Source organism: Kitasatospora cinereorecta (assembly GCF_024172095.1).
GTDB classification, from domain to species: Bacteria; Actinomycetota; Actinomycetes; order Streptomycetales; family Streptomycetaceae; genus Kitasatospora; species Kitasatospora cinereorecta.
In genome coordinates, this window is record NZ_JAMZDX010000001.1 from 844,671 (window position 1) to 863,815 (window position 19,145).

Genomic DNA, 19,145 nt, shown 5'->3' on the forward strand with positions numbered 1-19,145 from the left:
ACGCGCGTCGGGTCAGGCGCCGATGAAGGCGGTGTACTCGTCGGCGCCGAGCAGCTCGTCGGTGGCCTCGACGCGGACCTTGAAGAGCCAGCCGCCCTCGAAGGGCTCGGCGTTCACCAGGGCCGGCTCGTCGACGACGGCCTGGTTGACCTCGGTGACCTCGCCGGTGGCGGGGGAGTAGAGGTCGCTGACCGACTTGGTGGACTCGAGCTCGCCACAGGTCTCACCCGCGGTCACGGTGTCGCCGACCTCCGGGAGCTGGACGTAGACGATGTCGCCGAGGGCGTCGGCGGCGTGGGCGGTGATGCCGACGGTCGAGACACCGTCCTCAGCGGCGGTCAGCCACTCGTGCTCCTTGGTGTACTGCAGGTGCGTGGGGTTGCTCATGACGTCATTCTCCAGGATCGCAAGAGGGTAGGGCGGAGCCGTCCGCTGAGCGGACCGGGCGGGGGGAACGTCGGGAAGGCGTTCGGGAGGAGCCGCGGCGGGGTCAGCGGGCGCGCTTGTAGAACGGCAGCGCGACGACCTCGACCGGCTCGTGCTTGCCGCGCACGTCGACCGCGACCGCGGTGCCCGGCTCGGCGTGGGCGGCGTCCACGTACGCGATGGCGATCGGCTTGCCCAGGGTCGGGGAGGGGGAGCCGGAGGTGATGGTGCCGATCGGGGCGCCCTCGGTGGAGACCACGGTGTACTCGGCGCGCGGCACCCGCTTGCCCTCGGAGACCAGGCCGACCAGCTTGCGCGGCGCCTTGGCCTCGGCCTGGGCGGCGGCCGCCTCCAGCGCCTTGCGGCCGACGAACTCGCCGCCGTTGGTGGTCTTGTCGAAGCGCACCACGCGGCCGAGGCCGGCGTCGAACGGGGTCAGCTCGGTGGTCAGCTCGTGGCCGTACAGCGGCATGCCGGCCTCCAGGCGCAGCGTGTCGCGGCAGGACAGGCCGCACGGCACCAGGCCCTTGTCGGCGCCGGCCTCGGTGAGGGCGGTCCACAGGTGCTCGGCGTCGGCCGGGGCGCAGAAGATCTCGAAGCCGTCCTCGCCGGTGTAGCCGGTGCGGGCCAGCCAGACGTCCTTGCCGGCCACCGTGGCGGGCAGCAGGGCGTAGTACTTCAGACCGGGCAGGTCGGCGTCGGTCACCGAGGCGAGGATGCCGTTGGCCTCCGGGCCCTGGACGGCGAGCAGGGCGTACGCGTCGCGGTCGTCGCGGACCTGCACGTCGAAGCCGCCGGTGCGCTCGGTCAGCGCGTCCAGCACCACCTGGGCGTTGGAGGCGTTGGCGACCACCATGTACTCGTTCTCCGCGGTGCGGTAGACGATCAGGTCGTCCAGGATGCCGCCGTCCTCGCGGCAGATCATGGTGTAGCGGGCGCGCAGCACGCCGAGCGCGGAGATGAAGCCGACCAGGGCGTGGTCGAGGAACTCGCCGGCCTGCGGGCCCGAGACGGTGATCTCGCCCATGTGCGAGAGGTCGAACAGGCCGGCCTTGGTGCGGACCGCGATGTGCTCCTCGCGCTCGCTGCCGTAGCGCAGCGGCATGTCCCAGCCGGCGAAGTCGGTCATGGTGGCACCGAGAGAGCGGTGCAGTGCGTCGAGCGCGGTGAGGCGGAGGGACATGACGGCAGAGCTCCTTGGCAGCGAAAGGGCATGCGGGGGTGGAGTCTCCCCGTCTGTCGTCACAACCTGAGAGCTTCACCGCATCCAAGGATGGCGGCTTGCACCGTGGGTGGGCGCACGGCGCGGCCGTGTCCACTTTCCAGATGTGCCTCGCCCGTGCGGTATGGGGGCCTGAGAGATTCCGGGGAGGACTTGCTCCTTCGGCGCCGGTCGCGCCCGGTCAAGGGCGTTCCGGCTCTCCCGCACGGGTTCGAGCGGCCAGTATGAAGTTCGGCGCGCACATCATGGCATGCCGCGGGCCCGCAAGGGGAGTGGGGTCCGAATCGTGCGCGTGCGGGGTCGGCCGCGCGCCGACCGCTACCCTTCTGGACAGGAGCGGTTCAGGAGGGGTGGTCGATGGGATTCCCGGTGGGTGAGGCGCTGCAGGGCGGCGGCTGGCCGGCCAACGAGCTGGAGCAGGTGCTGACCGCGGCCCTGGGCGATCCCGGGGCGACGCCCCGGGTGATCGAGGTGCTCGGCCGCAGCCAGGTGTGGATCCCGCTGCCGTCCGGCGCCGACCCGCAGGGCGGCTCGCTGGACCTGCCGACGATCGAGCTGGCCGGTGCACCGTACGTCCCGGTCTTCTCCTCCCAGGAGCAGTTCCTGCAGCACGCGCCGGGCATGGCGTTCGCGGTCGCCCCGATGTGGGAGTTCGCCCGCGGCCTGCCGCTGGGCATCGGCATCGCGGTCAACCCCGAGGCGCCGGTGGGCATCCCGGTGCCGCCGGAGGGCGTCGGCGAGCTGCGGCGCGGGCCGCGCGGCGACCGCTGGTCCGGGGACGGCGCCGAGGCCGTGCCGGAGGGCGCCCGCGTGGTGCTGAAGGAGCCCGAGGCGCACCAGGAGCCGTTCGCCTTCCTGGCCGCCGTCACCGGCGAACTTGCCGCACTGCCGGGCGTGTTGACCGCCCGCCGGGCGCTGGCCCGGGTGGAGGGTGAGCCGACCCTGCTGTACGTCGCCGTCCAGCTGGACCCGGCGGCGCCCGCCGACCCGGCCGAGGTCAACCTGGCGCTCGGCCGCGCCCTGGGAACCGCCCCGCCGAGCTGGGGCGTCCACCTGGTGCTGCTCGACGTGGCGGCGGACCCGGTGGTCGACTGGTTGCTGACCCGGGTGCAGCCCTTCTACGTCCGGCAGTGACCACCCGACGGCAACCGGCCAGTAGGGGGACGGCGGCATGACGGCTGTCGGGCACGCCCCATAGGGTTGGCCCCGACACGCCAGTCGGACGGAAGAGGGCGACGTGACGGGAGCAGCCGGCGACCCGGGCGCGATCGAGCGCGCCCTCAGAGCGGTCGCGCCGGAGCGCTGGGAGGCGTACGAGACGCTGCTGGGCGCGCTGGCCGCGGGGCAGGTCTGGATGCTGCTCTGGCACGGTACGCCGGGCAGCCCGGACGCCCAGTACGGGAACATGGAGATCGGCGGCCACGGCTACGCGCCCTGCGTCACCTCCCCCGAGCAGCTGACCGCCAGTGGCTGGGCCCGCGGCCACGAGGTGATCTCCGGCCTGGAGATCGCGAACGCGCTGTACCGCACCCGCTGGGGCCTGTGGCTGGATCCGCACCGCCCGGGCGGCGGCGTCGGCGTGCCCTGGGCCGACCTGCGGAGGATCGCGGTCGGGCTGGACCGGCTGCCGGCCGGCCCGCTGCGGCTGAGCGAACCCCAGGTGCAGGCCGGGCAGTTCTACACCGTGCTGGAGCAGCAGGCGGGCGAGGTGCGCCCGCTGCGCTCGCTGCGCCGGTGCTGGGTCCAGCCGGTACTGGGCCAGCCGTACCTGGCCATCGGTCTCGACCTGTACGACACCTCGCCGCCGGCCATCGAGGCGGCCCGGGCGCTGGTGCAGCGCGCCGCGGCGCTGGCGCCGGAGGGGCTGGCGGTGTCCACCGTGATGATGGCCGACGAGTTCGACCCGGTGGCGCTGTGGCTGTGGGCCAACGCCCGGCCGTTCTTCGACCGGGACGCCGGCCACGGGCATCCGGGACCGGCCGCTCCGGCTCCGCAGCACCCGACCGGTTTTGGTTACGGAGTGCCACCACAGCAGGCGCCGGCCCAGCCGTGGCCGCAGCAGCCGTGGCCGGGATATCCGGGCCGCTGAAAGAAGTTCGCACACCCCCGCAATGACCTTTCCTCAGGTCGGCGGGGGTGTTTTCGCGTTCATGCCCACTCGCGGCCGACCTGGCACTTTTCCGCCACTGGCGAGGTCCCGTCAGCATGCGTCTTGACGGATCTGCAACAGCTGTGTGAAGAGCGATATGCGGTGGCAACGGTCGTGCATGCCAACAGATCACAGGTTCGCATCCTTCCCCGGAGGGGTCTTCCGCCCGGCACTTCCCATGACAGAGAGTGCTGCGCAATGCGACATGCGGACGCGAACCCCACAAAGGTGAACGCACGGTCGCCGCAGCATGAACCGCACGACGCGTATTCCGTGCGGCTGCTCCATGCACGCCAGCAGTACACCGCCTGACCCTGCTCGCACGAACTTCTGCACCGCCGCAACGGCGTACGGCACCACCGCACCGCTCTGCACCGCACCCGCTGCGACTCCGTGGGCCGGCCACCGTCGGCGAGGGGAACGAACTGACTCATGACCACACCCACCGAGACCACCGGCCCCGCGGCCGGGGCCGAGCCCGAAGCGAACTCCGCCGCGGCTGTGGCCAAGAAGATCGAGGGACGGTCGCCCGGCCGGATCGCCTGGGACCGCCTCAAGCGTGACAAGGTCGCCCTCGCGGGCGGCGCCGTGGTGATCCTGCTGATCCTGGCCGCGATCTTCGCGCCCGTCCTGACCGCGCTGTTCGGCCACCCGGTCGACCAGCCGCACCCGGACCAGATCAACCCGGACCTCGGTCTGCCCAAGGGCTCCTTCGGCGGCATCAACAGCGACTTCCTGCTCGGCGTCGACCCGACCTTCGGCCGCGACGTCTTCAGCCGCATCCTCTACGGCGCCCGGATCTCCCTGCTGGTGGCCTTCCTCGCCGCCACCGTCTCGGTCCTGATCGGCGTCGTGATGGGCATCATGGCCGGCTACTTCGGTGGCTGGGTGGACTCGGTGATCAGCCGCGTCATGGACGTGCTGCTGGCCTTCCCGCAGCTGCTGTTCTCCATCGCCCTGGTCTCGGTCATGCCCAACTCGCTGCTCGGCCTCAACGACACCGGCGTGCGCGTGCTCGTCCTGGTCGTGGTCATCGGCTTCTTCGGCTGGCCCTACATCGGGCGCATCGTCCGAGGACAGGCCCTGTCCCTGCGCGAACGGGAGTTCGTGGACGCCGCCCGCAGCCTCGGCGCGGGCAAGGCCCACATCCTGTTCCGCGAACTGCTGCCCAACCTGGTGGCCCCGATCCTCGTCTACGCGACGCTGATCATCCCCACCAACATCCTCAACGAGGCCGCGCTCAGCTTCCTGGGCGCCGGCGTCCGACCCCCGACGCCGTCCTGGGGGCAGATGCTCTCGGACGCGGTCGCGATCTACCAGTCCGACCCGACCTACATGGTCGTCCCTGGCCTCGCGATCTTCATCACGGTGCTCGCCTTCAACCTCTTCGGTGACGGCCTGCGCGACGCGCTCGACCCCAAGGGCAACTGAGCCCCCTCTTCAGTTCCATCCCAGGAGGATTTCCTTCCCATGAAGCGAAACAGGACTCTCGCCGCCGCTGCCCTGGCGGCCACCCTCGCGCTGACCGTCTCCGCCTGCGGCGGCCACAAGGGCGGCACCACGGGTGACAGCGCCGGCGCCAAGGGCGCCGCGGGCTTCAACGCCGCGGTGGACAAGGTGGTGAACGCGTCCGACAAGAAGGGCGGCACCCTCAACCTGTGGTCCAGCACGGACGTCGACTCGCTCGACCCGGGCCGCGCCTACTACGCGTCGGTGTGGAACTTCGAGCGCTTCTACGCCCGCACCCTGCTCGCCTTCGACGGCAAGCCGGGCAAGGACGGTCTGAAGCTCGTCCCCGACCTGGCCTCCGCCCAGCCGGAGATCTCGGCCGACGGCAAGACCTACACCTTCAAGCTGAAGTCCGGCCTGAAGTACGAGGACGGCTCGGTCATCACCTCGAAGGACATCAAGTACGGCATCGAGCGCGTCTTCGCGCAGGACGTCATCTCCGGCGGCCCGACCTACCTGATCAACGAGCTGGACCAGGGCCAGGGCTACAAGGGCCCCTACACCGACACCGACCCCAACAAGCTGGGTCTGAAGTCGGTCGCCACCCCGGACGACTCCACCATCGTCTTCACCCTGGCGAAGCCGAACTCGGACTTCCCGTACCTGCTCGCGATGGGCTCGGCCTCGCCGGTCCCGCAGAAGCTGGACACCGGCGCCAAGTACGGTGACAAGCCGGTCTCCTCGGGCCCGTACAAGTTCAAGAGCGTGGACCCGGGCAAGGGCTACGAGCTGGTCCGCAACGAGAACTGGGACCCGGCCTCCGACCCGTTCCGCAAGGCCCTGCCGGACTCGGTCAAGCTGACCATCACCACCAACGCCGACGACATGGACTCCCGTCTGCTGGCCGGCACCGCCGACCTCGACTGGGGCCAGACCGGTCTCTCCCAGGCCGCCCAGGCGAAGGTCCTGCAGGACAACGCCCTCAAGGACAACACCGACGACGCCTACAACGGCTTCATCCGTTACGTGTCGATCGTCCCCAAGGTCGCGCCGTTCGACAACATCCACTGCCGCAACGCCGTGCTGTACGCGGCCGACACCACCGCGCTGCAGACCGCGCGCGGCGGCTCGGTGGCCGGCTCGCTGTTCGGCTCGATGCTGCCCCCGAACATCCTCGGCTCGGACGACTACGACCCGTACGGCCTGACCAAGGGCAAGCCGAACCTGGACAAGGCCAAGGACGAGCTGAAGCAGTGCGGCAAGCCTGACGGCTTCAAGACCACGGTCGCCGTCCGCGGCAACAAGGCCAAGGAGGTCAACTCGGCCGTCGCGCTGCAGACCGCCCTCAAGGCCATCAACATCGACGTCACCGTCGACCAGTACGACGGCAAGCTGATCTCCTCGGTGATCGGTGCGCCGGACGTCGTCCACAGCAAGAACTACGGCCTGATCGTGATGGGCTGGGGCGCCGACTACCCGACCGGCTCCGGCTACCTGCAGCCGCTGGTCGACGGCCGCTTCATCACCAGCAACGGCAACAACAACTTCTCGGAGATCAACGACCCGGCGATCAACGGTCTGTTCGACCAGGCCGCGGCCGAGAAGGACCCGGCCAAGGCCGCCGACCTCTACAAGCAGGTCAACCACAAGGTCGTCGACGGCGCGTACTACCTGCCGATCGTGGCCGACAAGGCGCTCAACTACCGCAACCCGCGCCTGACCAACGTGTACATCACCGACGCCTTCGGCGAGGTGGACTTCCAGGCGCTCGGCGTCTCCGACGGCAAGTGACCTGACCCTCTCCCGTAGTTCGCACAGCTAGTCCGAAGGGCAGGTGAAGGCTCTGTCCGGTCCGGCCGGAGAACTCCCACCGGAGTTCCCGGCCGGCCCGTGGCAGGGCCGACCGCAGTGCTCGTGTACGTCTTCAGGCGACTCGTCAACGTCGTCTTCATGCTGCTGGTGGTCGCCGCGGTGACCTTCGGCATCTTCTTCATGGTGCCCAAGCTCACCGGTAGTGACCCCGCCCTGCTCTATGTCGGCAAGATCGCGGACAAGGCGGCCGTCGAAGGTATCCGCCACAAGATGGGCCTCGACAAGTCGATCATCGAGCAGTTCTGGCTGTTCCTGAAGGGGATCTTCGTCGGCCGCGACTTCAACGCGGGCGTCGACGTGACCCACTGCTCGGCCCCCTGCCTCGGCTACTCGTTCAAGACCGAGCGCGAGGTCTGGCCGCTGCTGCTCGACCGGGTCGGCGTGGACTTCTCGCTCGCCGTCGGCGCCTCGATCCTCTGGGTCGTGCTCGGCACCGGCACCGGCGTGGTCTCCGCGCTGCGCCGCGGCACCCTGCTCGACCGCATCACCATGACCGGCGCGCTGGCCGGCGTCTCGCTGCCGATGTACTTCACCGGTCTGGTGGCGCTGGCGGTCTTCGCCAACAACCTCGGCTGGTTCCCGAACAACTACACGGACTTCGCCGACGATCCGCTGCTCTGGTTCGAGGGCCTGGTCCTGCCGTGGATCACCCTGGCGTTCCTGTTCGCGGCGACCTACGCCCGACTCAGCCGGGCCACCCTGTTGGACGTGCTCGGTGAGGACTACATCCGCACCGCGCGCGCCAAGGGCCTCGCCGAGCCGGTGGTCATCGGCAAGCACGCCATGCGCTCCACGCTGACCCCGATCCTGACCATCTTCGGCATGGACCTCGGCGGTCTGCTCGGCGGCGCCGTGCTCACCGAGAAGACCTTCAACCTCCGCGGCCTCGGCTACGAGGCCGTCACCTCGATCGCGTCCAGCGACCTCCCGGTGATCATGGGCGTGACCCTGTTCGCCGCCTTCTTCATCATCATGGCCAACCTGCTGGTGGACATGCTGTACGCCGTCGTCGACCCGCGGGTGAGGCTGGGATGAGCATCAACGACAAGCCCTTCCTCTCGGTCCGCGACCTCAAGGTCCACTTCCCGACCGACGACGGCCTGGTCAAGTCGGTCAACGGGCTCAGCTTCGACCTGGAGAAGGGCAAGACCCTCGGCATCGTCGGCGAGTCCGGCTCCGGGAAGTCCGTCACCTCGCTGTCGATCATGGGTCTGCACCGCGCCGGCGGCAAGCGCGGCGCCCCGCAGATCAGCGGCGAGATCTGGCTGGACGGCGAGGACCTGGTCGCGGCCGGCCCGGACCGGGTCCGCAAGCTCCGCGGCCAGAAGATGGCCATGATCTTCCAGGACCCGCTGACCGCGATGCACCCCTACTACACGGTGGGTGCGCAGATCGTCGAGGGCTACCGGGCGCACCACCCGGGCGTCTCCAAGCGGGAGGCCCGCAAGCGCGCGATCGAGATGCTCGACCGGGTCGGCATCCCGCAGCCGGACAAGCGGGTGGACAACTACCCGCACGAGTTCTCCGGCGGCATGCGCCAGCGCGCGATGATCGCGATGGCGCTGGTCAACGACCCCTCGCTGCTGATCGCCGACGAGCCGACCACCGCCCTGGACGTCACCGTCCAGGCGCAGATCCTGGACCTGATCCGGGACCTGCAGAAGGAGTTCGGCTCCGCGGTCATCATCATCACGCACGACCTCGGAGTGGTCGCCGAGCTCGCCGACGACATCCTGGTGATGTACGGCGGCAAGCCGGTCGAGCGCGGCCCCGCCGCCACCCTCTTCGAGTCCCCCGAGCACCCCTACACCTGGGGTCTGCTCGGCTCGATGCCCCGGCTCGACCGGGAGCTCCAGGACCGGCTGACCCCGGTCAAGGGCACCCCGCCGAGCCTCATCAACGTGCCGTCCGGCTGCGCGTTCCACCCGCGCTGCCCGTACGCCGAGCTCACCGGCGGGCGCTCCACCACCGAGGTGCCCGTGCTGGCCGAGGCGGCGCCCCAGCATCACGCCGCCTGCCACCTGCCGATCGCCGAACGCCACCGGATCTTCGCCGACGAGATCGCGCCCCGGCTGTGAGCACGTACCACCCACTTGGAGACAACCGATGACGGACAGCCAGACGGCGGCCCCCCAGACAGCGACGGTGCCCGCTCCTGCTCCCGCCTCCGACCGTGAGCCGCTGCTCAGGGTGACCGGCCTGACCCGGCACTTCCCGGTGACCAAGGGTCTGTTCAAGCGTCAGGTCGGCGCCGTCCGCGCGGTGGACGGCATCGACTTCAGCGTCAACGCCGGCGAGACCCTCGGCGTGGTCGGCGAGTCCGGCTGCGGCAAGTCGACCATGGGCCGCCTGGTCACCCGGCTCGACGAGCCGACCGGCGGGAAGATCGAGTTCGAGGGCGCCGACATCACCCACCTGGGCGTCGGCGCGATGCGGCCCTACCGCCGCGACATCCAGATGATCTTCCAGGACCCGTACTCCTCGCTGAACCCGCGGCACACCATCGGCACCATCGTCGGCGCGCCGTTCCGGCTGCAGAAGGTGGCCACCGAGCACGGCGTCAAGAAGGCGGTCCAGGACCTCCTGGAGCTGTGCGGCCTCAGCCCCGAGCACTACAACCGCTACCCGCACGAGTTCTCCGGCGGCCAGCGGCAGCGCATCGGCATCGCCCGCGCGCTGGCGCTCAAGCCCAAGATGATCATCGCGGACGAGCCGGTCTCGGCGCTGGACGTGTCGATCCAGGCGCAGGTGGTCAACCTGCTCGACGACCTCCAGCAGGAGCTCGGGCTGACCTACCTGATCATCGCGCACGACCTGTCGGTGGTCCGGCACGTCTCGGACCGGGTCGCCGTCATGTACCTCGGCAAGGTCGTCGAGATCGCCGAGCGCGACTCGCTGTACGCCTCGCCGATGCACCCGTACACCAACGCGCTGATGTCGGCCGTGCCGGTGCCGGACCCGCGCCGCAAGGAGCGCCGCGAGCGCATCCTGCTGACCGGTGACGTCCCGTCGCCGCTCAACCCGCCGTCCGGCTGCCGCTTCCGCACCCGCTGCTGGAAGGCCCAGGACATCTGCGCCAGCCAGGAGCCCCCGCTCACCGCGGCCAAGGCCGGCCACCAGGTGGCCTGCCACTTCCCGGAGAACTCCGCTACGGAGTGACCCGTCAGGGGCGCGGGGAACTGCGCGACCGGCCATGTGCTCAGGTGGAGCGATGGTCGGTCGCGCAGTTCCCCGCGCCCCTTTCCCGTGGTCGGCCGCACTCGCAAGGCACGCCGGCCCCGTGGTCGGCCTCGCAGTTCCCCGAGCCCCTGTTACGGTTCCCGTGGTACGGCCGTGAGGCCTGGAGAAGTGAGCATGGAATTCGCCGAGTTCGAGCGACAGGGGTGGGCGCGGCGCAGCGGGTCGTACGACAGCGGCTTCGGTGCGATGACCGCCGGTCTGCACGCGCGGCTGCTGGACGCGGCCGGAGTCGGCCCCGGGACCCGGCTGGTGGAGGTCGGCTGCGGGACGGGCCGGCTGGCCGGACTTGCGCTGGCCCGCGGGGCGCGGGTGGTGGCCACCGACGCCGTCCCGGAGATGGTGAAGGAGGCGTCGGCCGCGCTGCCGGGTGCCGAGGTCACGGAGGCGTCGCTGCCCGGACTGCCGTTCCCGGACGGGGCGTTCGAGGCGGCGGTCGGGGCGTTCGTGATCAACCATGTGCCGGATCCGCCCGCGGCGGCCGCCGATCTTCGGCGGGTGCTCGCGCCGGGCGGGCGGGTGGCGCTGTCGTGCTGGGACGCCCTGCGGCGCAACCGGGCGCAGGGCGTGTTCTTCGACGCGGTCGCCCAGGCCGGGGTCGATCGGCCGGAGGGCCTGCCGAGCAGCTCGCCGTTCGCCGCCCATGCCTCCCCGGACGGGCTGGCCGCACTGCTGGCGGCGGCCGGGTTCACCGACGTCCGGGTGGAGCGGGTCGGCTGGACCCACCGGGTCGACCCCGAGCAGTGGTGGCACGACGTCCTCGGCGGTACGGTCCTGACGTCCGCGCTGATCGAGGGCCGGCCGCCCGCCGAGGTCGAGCGGATCCGCGCCGCCTACCTCCGCCTCGCCGCCGCCCACCCCGACGGCTTCCCGGTCGCCGCCCTGCTCGCCACCGGCACCCGGCCGTAGCGCGCGGGTAGGCCGACTGCGGCACGGCTGTCCTTCGGACGGCGCAGCCTCCGGCCCCCTCGGTTGCAGGCGGGGCCGGAGGCCGCCTTGACTGGATCGGTGGTGCTGGTCCGGTCCGAGGGGTGATCCCGATGCTCTCTGCGCGCAGTCTTTTCATGGAGATCCACGACCACGACGAGGCGTTCCGCCTGTTCTGCTCGATCGCGGCCAAGGGGGAGGACCAGGGCGGCTGGGAGAACGGCCGGATCGCCAAGCTGGTGCCGGACCTGGTGCTGGCGCCGAAGGTCGCCCGGCACGGCGCGGACGAGGACAAGCACGGCCGGATCTTCAACGCGCTGCTGCACAAGCGCGGCCTGAACCCGGTCGACGTCCCGGACGACACCGACTACACCATGCTGCTGGAGCGCCAGGGCATCGGCCTGGCGCACTCCCGGCTGAAGCGCGACGAGCCGCTCACCGAGCAGGACGTGATCACGTACCTGGCGCACAGCCGGGTCACCGAGCAGCGGGCGGCCGAGCAGATGCAGCTGCTGAAACGGATCTTCGGCGACCACCCGGACGTGGGCCGCGCGGTGAAGATGATCTCCAGTGACGAGGACAACCACCTGGCGTTCTGCCACGAGGAGCTGCTGCGGCTGGCGGCGCAGGGGCACGGCCGGGCGATCCTGAACACCCTCGACGCCACCGCACACGCGGAGATCCGCACCTACCGGGACGTGAGCCTGGCGGTGATGGGGCACATGGGCGAGATCCTTCGCTGGCCGCGGGCGAAGTCGGCGGTGCTGGCGGCCGGGGTGCACGCGGTGTTCCAGTACGAGCGGCTGGGCGGCTGGCGGCGGATGACCAGCCTGAAGATGCCGGAGCGGCTGAACGCGCTGGGCGGTCCGGCGCCGCAGGAGACCTTCGCCTGAGCCCCACCCCGCCGAGAGCCCTGTGATTCGCAGCTCATATGGTTCATTCACCTGCTTCTCGCAGGAGAAAATAGGTCAGTGACCTCAGAGATCTTCCCGCACGGGGTCCAGCAGGCGCTGGACCTCGTCGGCATTTTCGTCTTCGCCCTGTCCGGCGGCCTGCTGGCCGTCCGCAAGAACATGGACATCTTCGGCATCTGCGTCCTGGCCGAGGCGACCGCACTGGGCGGCGGCGTCCTGCGCGACCTGGTGATCGGCGCGACCCCGGTGGCGGCGTTCGCCAACCTCGGGTACTTCGTCACGCCGCTGGTCGCCGGACTGGTGGTGTTCTTCCTGCACCCCGAGGTCGAACGGATCAACCTGGCGGTGCAGACCCTGGACGCGGCCGGCCTCGGCCTGTTCTGCGTCACCGGCACCATCAAGGCGCACGACTACGGCCTCGGCTCGGTCTCCTCGGTGGCCTGCGGCATGCTCACCGCGGCCGGCGGCGGCGTGATCCGCGACCTGCTCGCCATGGAACCGCCCTCGCTGCTGCGCTGGGACCGGGAGATCTACGCCGTCCCGGCCCTGGTCGGCTCGGCGGTGGTGGCCGTCCTGATCGCCACCGACCACCTCGACCCGCTGAACGCCTCGCTGGCCGCCCTCTCCGCCTTCGTCATCCGCCTGCTCGCCCTCAGGTACGGCTGGCGCGCACCTCGTGCTTGGCACCGCAACGGTTCTCGCACCAGCGAGGAGTAGGCGCGCCGCCGTACGCCAGCGAGATCGCCTCGACGGTGCACAGCAGCTCCGGCAGCAGCCGGCTCAGCTCCGTCACGCTCGCCACCCGGACCGGCGCCGAGATCGAGCACGCCGCGATGGCCGTGCCCTCGGTGCCGGCGATCGGCGCCGCGATGCAGTTCACCGCGTCCTGGTACTCCGCCTGGTCGACCGCCCAGCCGCGGCGCTGAACCTCCGTCAGCTCGGCCCGGAAATGCCCGGCGGTGCGGATCGAGCGCGGTGTACGGGCCGGGAACTCCTGCTCCGCCAGGAACGCCGACAGCCGCTCCTCGGCCCAGTCCGCCAGCAGCACCTTGCCCGCCGCCGTCGCCACCGCGGGCGCCCGGCGGCCGATCCGGCTCGCCTCGCCCAGCCACGTGCCGGCCGTCTCCGGGTAGCGGGCCTCCACCTTGTCCAGGTAGAGCACCTCGCCCTCCTCCAGCACCGACAGGTGCACGGTGTGCCCGTACCGCTCGTTCAGCGACGCCAGGTACGGGGCGGCCACCTGGCGGATGTCGATGCCCTCCAGCGCCTGGTGGGCGAGGGCGAACAGCCGGCCGCCGAGCCGGTAGCGGTGATCGGCCTGGCGGGTGACGAAACCGTGCTCCTGCAACGTCCGCAGCAGCCGCAGCGCCGTGGACTTGTGCACGCCGATCCGCCCCGCGGCCTGCTCCAGCGAGGCCGGCCCCTCGCCCAGCGAGGCGAGGATGGTCAGCGCGCGGTCGACCGTCTGGGACACGGCGGTCCTCACCCCCTTGCTTCCGCGTTCGCACCCGGCAGTGGCCAGGAGGCTAACGGCGCGTTGCAGAGGGTGCAATGGCCAAATCGTGACTCTGACGGCGCCTACACTGGAGCGGCTATGGCATACCTGGACCACGCCGCCACCACGCCGATGCTGCCCGAGGCGATCGCCGCCATGAACGCGCACCTCGGCGCGGTCGGCAACGCCTCCTCCCTGCACGCCGCCGGCCGGCGCGCCCGTCGCGTGGTCGAGGAGGCCCGCGAGTCCCTGGCCGACTCGCTCGGCGCCCGGCCCAGCGAGATCGTCCTCACCGGCGGCGGCACCGAGTCCGACAACCTCGCCGTCAAGGGCCTGTACTGGGCCCGCCGCGACGCCGACCCCGCCCGCACCCGGGTGCTCAGCAGCCCCGTCGAGCACCACGCCGTGCTCGACGCCGTGCACTGGCTCGCCGAACACGAGGGCGCCCGGGTCGAGTACCTCCCCGTCGACGCCCACGGCCGGGTCCACCCCGCCGCCCTGCGCGAGGCGATCGAACGCGACGTCGCCTCGGTCGCCCTGGTCACCGTCATGTGGGCCAACAACGAGGTCGGCACCCTCCAGCCCGTCGCCGAACTGGCCGCCGTCGCCGCCGAGTTCGGCATCCCCATGCATGCCGACGCGGTCCAGGCGCTCGGTCAGGTCCCGGTCTCCTTCGGCGAATCCGGTCTGACCGCACTGACCGTCACCGGTCACAAGATCGGCGGCCCGTACGGCGTCGGCGCGCTCCTGCTCGCCCGTAACGCCGTCCCCGTCCCGCTGCTCCACGGCGGCGGCCAGGAACGCGACGTCCGCTCCGGCACCCTCGACGTCCCCGGCGCCGCCGCCTTCGCCACCGCCGCCGCGCTCGCCGTCGAGCGCCGCGCCGACCACGCCGCCACCGTCGGCGCCCTCCGTGACGACCTGGTCGAGACCGTCCTCAAGGCCGTCCCCGACGCCATCCTCAACGGCGACCCCGGGCCCGAGGGGCGACTGCCCGCCAACGCGCACTTCTCCTTCCCCGGCTGCGAGGGCGACGCCCTGCTGATGCTGCTCGACGCCCAGGGCATCGAGTGCTCCACCGGCTCCGCCTGCTCCGCCGGCGTCCCCCAGCCCAGCCACGTCCTGCTCGCCATGGGCGCAGACCCGCTGCTCGCCCGCGCGTCGCTCCGCTTCTCGCTCGGCCACACCTCCACCGCCGCCGACCTCGCCGAACTCGCCGCCGCGCTGCCCGGCGCGGTCGAACGCGCCCGCAACGCGGGCCTCGTCGGCCGGCGGTAATCCCACCAGGGGCTCGGGGAACTGCGAGGCCGACCACGGGAGCGGGTATCCCGGTCGGGTGGGGCCGACCACGGGGGCGGTTTCCCGGAGCGGACGGCTGCGGGCCCGTACTGGCCAGTCGCGCAGTTCTCCCCCAGCCTTCGGCCGGGAGGTACCCCCAATGCCGTCAAGTTTGGTGTTGGGGCTGGTAGGGGTGGGAGTTCGGGCTGTTGTGGTCGATGGTGGCGGTCAGGGTGGCTCTGCCGGCGGGGATGATCTGTCGCTTCTTGCCGTTCCCGATCTTTCCGGCCGCGTATTTGGACAGGGGTCGTTTGACCAGGCGGTTGTAGATCCGTAGGCGGCGTTCGGGTAGGGGGTGGTCGCGCAGATAGGTGCCGACCGCCCCCAGCAGGTGGGCATCGGTGGGGCCCTCGATCTGTACCGCGGCGGTGATGCCGTTGACGGCTTCGCGCAGGGCGAGGGTGAAGCCCATGGCGGTGCAGCGCAGTCCGGCTGCGGCCCCGGCGCGGGCCATGACCAGTCGCAGCAGTTGGTAGGCGATGAGCAGGGCGTGCAGTTCCTGGGCCAGGCCGGCGGGGCCGGTGCAGTGCAGGACCTTCCCGTCGAGCATCGTGGACTTGATCGAGCAGAACGCTTCCTCGACTTCCCAGCGGTCGTGGTAGCAGGCCACGACCTGGTCGGCGGGGTGGGTGCGCCAGTTGAGAAGAGTGGTGGCGAACAGCCAGGTGCTGGTGCGGGTGCCTTCGCCGGTGGTGATCTGCACGGTGACGGCGATCGCGCGGACCTTGCGTCCGGCCCGGACGGTGAGCCATGAGCCGTCCGGGTAGCGCTCCAGGGCGACCAGACGGGCGGTGCGAGGCAGCCGGACGACGAAGTCGGCGCCGGTGGCGGCCACGTCCGACAGGAACCCGGCCGCGTCGAAGCCCGCGTCCAGCAGGACCAGCATCCCCGTGTGCAGGCTGCGCAGCAGACGCCTGGCCGGGACGAACTCGCGGCCGGCCACCGGACCGAACACGGCGTCGATCAGGGCTCGGGTGGTGCAGTAGACCAGGACGATCACCTGTACCTGCGGATAGCCGGCCGTGCCGTGGCGGTGCGCGTGCTTACCCAGCCAGGCCCGGTTCGCCCCGGAGTCGGGGACGTCGAGGACCGTGCCGTCGATCGCGCAGACCTCAAGGCCGCGCCACAGGCCCGGCACCGTGTCGGGGTGGCGGCACAACTCGCCGAGCAGCAGTCGCAGCGGTCTTGTTCCCAGCCGGGCCCGTGCGGCGTGCAGGCCCTGCCGAGTCGGGTCGGGCAGCCCCGGCCCGACCAACGCGGCACACAGCATCCGGTAGGCCGCACTCAAGGGTGCCGACCCGCACAACCCCTGGACGACCAGCAGGTAGACCACCACCCGGGCCGGCAGGTCACGCACCCGACGCTGCACCGTGCCGGTCCGCGCGAGCGCGTCATCCACCGCCGAGAACGGCAGCAACCAGGTCAGCGGGCCCAGATGCCCCGGCGCGAAACACCCAACAGCTGCGGACAGCGTGCGCGTGATGACAGACTTGGACACCGGCAGGGCTCCTCCACGGAAACGGACTCGACACCCAAATCCGTAGCGGGGCCCTGCCCTCGTTGTCCCCAAAACCGGCGAAACACCAGCCCATACCCCCAACCCGCCATAACTTGACGGCATTGGAGGTACCCCCACGCGCCCCTGTCGGGTCGCTTACTCTGGAGCCCATCATGACTGAGTTCCCCGGCGCCCCCACCACCCCCTCCGACGGCCGACGCCTGCGCGTGCTGGCCGCGATGTCCGGCGGGGTGGACTCCGCCGTCGCCGCCGCCCGGGCCGCCGAGGCGGGCCACGAGGTGACCGGGGTGCACCTGGCGCTCTCGGCCAACCCGCAGTCCTTCCGGACCGGCGCCCGCGGCTGCTGCACCATCGAGGACTCCCGCGACGCCCGCCGCGCCGCCGACGTGATCGGCATCCCGTTCTACGTCTGGGACCTCGCCGAGCGCTTCCGCGAGGATGTGATCGACGACTTCGTCGCCGAGTACGCGGCCGGCCGCACCCCCAACCCGTGCCTGCGCTGCAACGAGAAGATCAAGTTCGCCGCGCTGCTCGACAAGGCGATCGCGCTCGGCTTCGACGCGGTCTGCACCGGCCACTACGCCCGCATCGTCGACCTCCCCGACGGCACCCGCGAGCTGCACCGCGCCGTCGACGCCGCCAAGGACCAGTCGTACGTCCTCGGCGTGCTCGACGCCGACCAGCTCGCCCACTCGCTCTTCCCGCTCGGCGACACCACCAAGGACGCCATCCGGATCGAGGCCGAGCAGCGCGGCCTGGCGGTCGCCAAGAAGCCGGACAGCCACGACATCTGCTTCATCGCGGACGGTGACACCCAGGGCTTCCTGGCCAAGCACCTCGGCACCGCGACCGGCGACATCCTGGACGTCGACGGCACCAAGCTCGGCGAGCACGACGGCGCGTACGGCTTCACCATCGGCCAGCGCAAGGGCCTGCGGATCGGGCGTCCGGCCGCCGACGGCAAGCCGCGGTACGTGCTGGACATCTCGCCGGTGAACAACACCGTCACGGTCGGCCCGGTCGAGGGCCTGGACGTGCACGCGCTCACCGCGATCAGGCCCCGTTGGTGCGGCACCCCGGCCGCCGGGGAGGGCCGCTACACCGCGCAGCTGCGCGCCCACGGCGAGGAGGTCCCGGTGACCGCCGAGCTGGCCGGCGAGGAGCTGCGGGTCCGCCTGGACAGCCCGGCCCGCGGCATCGCCCCCGGGCAGGCGGTCGTCCTCTACGACGGCACCCGGGTGGTCGGCTCCGCCACCATCGCCACCACCGAGCGCACCGCGCTCGCCCGGTAGCGGGGCGTACGCGCGAGCCAACCCGGTTGCGCGGCGTGGTAGACCTGATCCCACCATGAACATCACCGTCTTCTGCTCCGCGTACTCGCTCGACGCCCGCTACACCGCCCCCGCCGCCGAGTTCGCCCGGCTGCTCGGCGAGGGCGGCCACACCCTGGTCTGGGGCGGCTCCCACGCCGGCCTGATGGGCCTGCTCGCCGACGGCGTCAAGGAGGCCGGCGGCCGACTGGTCGGCATCTCGGTCGAGCTGCTCGCCCACAAGACCTACGAGGGCGCCGACGAGCTGGTGATGACCGCCGACCTGGCCGAGCGCAAGGCCCAGCTGCTGGCCCGCGCCGACGCCGTGGTGGTCCTGGTGGGCGGCCTCGGCACCCTGGACGAGGTCACCGAGGTGCTGGAGCTCAAGAAGCACGCCCTGCACGACAAGCGGGTGGTCGTCCTGGACACCGAGGGCTTCTACGGCGGCCTGCGCACCCAGCTGGAGCGGATGGACGCCGAGGGCTTCCTGCCCCGCCCGCTCGCCGAACTGATCACCTTCGCCGCCACCCCGGCCGAAGCGCTCGCCCACCTCGAGTCCTGAGAGAGAGTCAGTCCATGGGAGTCCACCTGATCACCGGCGCCGGCTCCGGCATCGGCGCCGTCGTCGCCGAGCGACTGGCGGCCCGCGGCGAGGAGTTGTGGCTGCTGGCCCGGGACGCCCGCCGGGCGGCCGAGCTGCGCGAGCGGTTCGCCGGCGCCCGGACCGTGGTCGGCGACCTGGCCGACCCGGCCAAGCTGTCCTGGGCGTTCGGCCACCAGACCCTCCCGGTCGAGCTCGACTCGCTGCTGCACATCGCCGGCGTGGTCGAACTCGGCACCGTCGGCGACACCCCGGTCAAGGCGTGGCAGCACCAGCTGAACGTCAACACCGTCGCCCCCGCCGAGCTCACCCGCCTGCTGCTGCCCTCGCTCCGGCTCGTCCGCGGCCACGTGCTGTTCGTCAACTCCGGCGCCGGCCTGCGCGCCGACGCCACCTGGGGCTCGTACGCGGCCAGCAAGTTCGGCGTCCGCGCGCTGGCCGACGCGCTCCGCGCGGAGGAGCACGACAACGGCGTCCGGGTCACCACCGTGTACCCGGGCCGCACCGCCACCCCCATGCAGCAGAAGGTCCACCAGCAGGAGGGCAAGGAGTACGACCCCGCCCGCTGGATCGCCCCGGAGTCCGTCGCCACCGCCGTCCTCACCGCCATCGACCTGCCCCGCGACGCCGAGATCACCGAGATCACCGTCCGCCCGGGGCAGTGAGGACCGGCCGTCGGACCGGCC

Annotated in this window: 18 protein-coding genes and 1 riboswitch; of the genes, 14 read left to right on the forward strand and 4 right to left on the reverse strand. The window is 71.4% G+C overall.

Going from position 1 to position 19,145, the window contains the following annotated elements; translation table 11 throughout:
- Positions 1-12: 12 nt before the first annotated feature.
- On the reverse strand, positions 13-387 hold the full coding sequence (gcvH, locus tag FHR36_RS03840) for a glycine cleavage system protein GcvH (protein ID WP_253793749.1): 375 nt from the start codon (positions 385-387) through the stop codon (positions 13-15).
- Between the two features lie 103 nt (positions 388-490).
- A complete protein-coding gene (gene gcvT / locus FHR36_RS03845; protein WP_253793751.1) occupies positions 491-1,609 on the reverse strand; it encodes a glycine cleavage system aminomethyltransferase GcvT in 1,119 nt (372 codons plus the stop codon).
- Between the two features lie 149 nt (positions 1,610-1,758).
- Positions 1,759-1,862, reverse strand: a riboswitch (glycine riboswitch).
- Positions 1,863-2,005: 143 nt separating this feature from the next.
- Between gcvT and FHR36_RS03850 the strand changes: the two genes are divergently transcribed.
- The 10 genes from FHR36_RS03850 (at position 2,006) to FHR36_RS03895 (ending at position 12,913) form a co-directional block, all read left to right on the forward strand.
- Entirely contained in the window at positions 2,006-2,782 is a 777-nt protein-coding gene (locus FHR36_RS03850) for an enhanced serine sensitivity protein SseB (RefSeq protein WP_253793753.1), read from the forward strand.
- A 103-nt stretch (positions 2,783-2,885) separates the two neighbouring features.
- On the forward strand, positions 2,886-3,737 hold the full coding sequence (locus tag FHR36_RS03855) for an enhanced serine sensitivity protein SseB C-terminal domain-containing protein (RefSeq protein WP_253793755.1): 852 nt from the start codon (positions 2,886-2,888) through the stop codon (positions 3,735-3,737).
- Between the two features lie 492 nt (positions 3,738-4,229).
- Entirely contained in the window at positions 4,230-5,228 is a 999-nt protein-coding gene (locus FHR36_RS03860; RefSeq protein ID WP_253793757.1) for an ABC transporter permease, read from the forward strand.
- Positions 5,229-5,267: 39 nt separating this feature from the next.
- Positions 5,268-7,037, forward strand: a complete 1,770-nt coding sequence (locus tag FHR36_RS03865) for an ABC transporter substrate-binding protein (protein ID WP_253793759.1) — start codon at positions 5,268-5,270, stop codon at positions 7,035-7,037.
- Positions 7,038-7,154: 117 nt separating this feature from the next.
- On the forward strand, positions 7,155-8,153 hold the full coding sequence (locus FHR36_RS03870; RefSeq protein ID WP_253794714.1) for an ABC transporter permease: 999 nt from the start codon (positions 7,155-7,157) through the stop codon (positions 8,151-8,153).
- Complete coding sequence (locus FHR36_RS03875) at positions 8,150-9,196, forward strand: ABC transporter ATP-binding protein (RefSeq protein WP_253793761.1); 1,047 nt, start codon at positions 8,150-8,152, stop codon at positions 9,194-9,196. The genes FHR36_RS03870 and FHR36_RS03875 overlap by 4 nt, the downstream gene beginning before the upstream one ends.
- A gap of 28 nt (positions 9,197-9,224) precedes the next feature.
- A complete protein-coding gene (locus FHR36_RS03880) occupies positions 9,225-10,277 on the forward strand; it encodes an ABC transporter ATP-binding protein (protein WP_253793763.1) in 1,053 nt (350 codons plus the stop codon).
- A gap of 195 nt (positions 10,278-10,472) precedes the next feature.
- Complete coding sequence (locus tag FHR36_RS03885; RefSeq protein ID WP_253793765.1) at positions 10,473-11,264, forward strand: class I SAM-dependent methyltransferase; 792 nt, start codon at positions 10,473-10,475, stop codon at positions 11,262-11,264.
- Positions 11,265-11,395: 131 nt separating this feature from the next.
- Positions 11,396-12,175: a ferritin-like domain-containing protein gene (locus FHR36_RS03890; RefSeq protein ID WP_253794716.1), complete on the forward strand. Its 780-nt coding sequence runs from the start codon at positions 11,396-11,398 to the stop codon at positions 12,173-12,175.
- Between the two features lie 78 nt (positions 12,176-12,253).
- Positions 12,254-12,913 carry a trimeric intracellular cation channel family protein gene (locus tag FHR36_RS03895; RefSeq protein ID WP_253793767.1) on the forward strand — a complete coding sequence of 220 codons (660 nt, stop codon included), beginning with the start codon at positions 12,254-12,256 and terminating at the stop codon, positions 12,911-12,913.
- Here FHR36_RS03895 and FHR36_RS03900 read toward each other — a convergent pair.
- Entirely contained in the window at positions 12,849-13,670 is an 822-nt protein-coding gene (locus tag FHR36_RS03900; RefSeq protein ID WP_253793769.1) for an IclR family transcriptional regulator, read from the reverse strand. The two genes, FHR36_RS03895 and FHR36_RS03900, sit on opposite strands and share 65 nt — an antisense overlap.
- A gap of 120 nt (positions 13,671-13,790) precedes the next feature.
- Here FHR36_RS03900 and FHR36_RS03905 point away from each other — a divergent pair, with 120 nt between their 5' ends.
- On the forward strand, positions 13,791-14,969 hold the full coding sequence (locus tag FHR36_RS03905; RefSeq protein WP_253793770.1) for a cysteine desulfurase family protein: 1,179 nt from the start codon (positions 13,791-13,793) through the stop codon (positions 14,967-14,969).
- 166 nt (positions 14,970-15,135) lie between these two features.
- On the opposite strand, the gene FHR36_RS03910 is transcribed toward FHR36_RS03905, so the two are convergent.
- The gene (locus FHR36_RS03910; RefSeq protein WP_253793771.1) at positions 15,136-16,527 is read right to left on the reverse strand and encodes an IS4 family transposase; all 1,392 of its coding nucleotides are present in this window, start codon (positions 16,525-16,527) and stop codon (positions 15,136-15,138) included.
- Between the two features lie 173 nt (positions 16,528-16,700).
- Between FHR36_RS03910 and mnmA the strand changes: the two genes are divergently transcribed.
- From mnmA to FHR36_RS03925, 3 genes are read left to right on the forward strand one after another with little or no spacing between them, the layout of a single operon-like run.
- Positions 16,701-17,840 (forward strand): tRNA 2-thiouridine(34) synthase MnmA, encoded by a 1,140-nt coding sequence (gene mnmA / locus FHR36_RS03915; protein ID WP_253793772.1) that lies wholly within the window; start codon positions 16,701-16,703, stop codon positions 17,838-17,840.
- Between the two features lie 55 nt (positions 17,841-17,895).
- Positions 17,896-18,420 carry an LOG family protein gene (locus FHR36_RS03920; protein WP_253793773.1) on the forward strand — a complete coding sequence of 175 codons (525 nt, stop codon included), beginning with the start codon at positions 17,896-17,898 and terminating at the stop codon, positions 18,418-18,420.
- Positions 18,421-18,434: 14 nt separating this feature from the next.
- Positions 18,435-19,124: an SDR family oxidoreductase gene (locus FHR36_RS03925; RefSeq protein WP_253793774.1), complete on the forward strand. Its 690-nt coding sequence runs from the start codon at positions 18,435-18,437 to the stop codon at positions 19,122-19,124.
- The last annotated feature ends 21 nt before the right edge of the window (positions 19,125-19,145 follow it).

Bases quoted from the DNA above. Each gene is read 5' to 3' on its own strand.
- FHR36_RS03875 (WP_253793761.1), top strand. From the start codon at position 8,150: ATGAGCATCAACGACAAGCCCTTCCTCTCGGTCCGCGACCTCAAGGTC.
- FHR36_RS03890 (WP_253794716.1), top strand. From the start codon at position 11,396: ATGCTCTCTGCGCGCAGTCTTTTCATGGAGATCCACGACCACGACGAG.
- FHR36_RS03865 (WP_253793759.1), top strand. From the start codon at position 5,268: ATGAAGCGAAACAGGACTCTCGCCGCCGCTGCCCTGGCGGCCACCCTC.
- gcvT (WP_253793751.1), bottom strand. From the start codon at position 1,609: ATGTCCCTCCGCCTCACCGCGCTCGACGCACTGCACCGCTCTCTCGGT.
- FHR36_RS03885 (WP_253793765.1), top strand. From the start codon at position 10,473: ATGGAATTCGCCGAGTTCGAGCGACAGGGGTGGGCGCGGCGCAGCGGG.
- FHR36_RS03920 (WP_253793773.1), top strand. From the start codon at position 17,896: ATGAACATCACCGTCTTCTGCTCCGCGTACTCGCTCGACGCCCGCTAC.
- FHR36_RS03925 (WP_253793774.1), top strand. From the start codon at position 18,435: ATGGGAGTCCACCTGATCACCGGCGCCGGCTCCGGCATCGGCGCCGTC.
- FHR36_RS03860 (WP_253793757.1), top strand. From the start codon at position 4,230: ATGACCACACCCACCGAGACCACCGGCCCCGCGGCCGGGGCCGAGCCC.
- FHR36_RS03905 (WP_253793770.1), top strand. From the start codon at position 13,791: ATGGCATACCTGGACCACGCCGCCACCACGCCGATGCTGCCCGAGGCG.
- FHR36_RS03880 (WP_253793763.1), top strand. From the start codon at position 9,225: ATGACGGACAGCCAGACGGCGGCCCCCCAGACAGCGACGGTGCCCGCT.
- mnmA (WP_253793772.1), top strand. From the start codon at position 16,701: ATGACTGAGTTCCCCGGCGCCCCCACCACCCCCTCCGACGGCCGACGC.
- gcvH (WP_253793749.1), bottom strand. From the start codon at position 387: ATGAGCAACCCCACGCACCTGCAGTACACCAAGGAGCACGAGTGGCTG.
- FHR36_RS03850 (WP_253793753.1), top strand. From the start codon at position 2,006: ATGGGATTCCCGGTGGGTGAGGCGCTGCAGGGCGGCGGCTGGCCGGCC.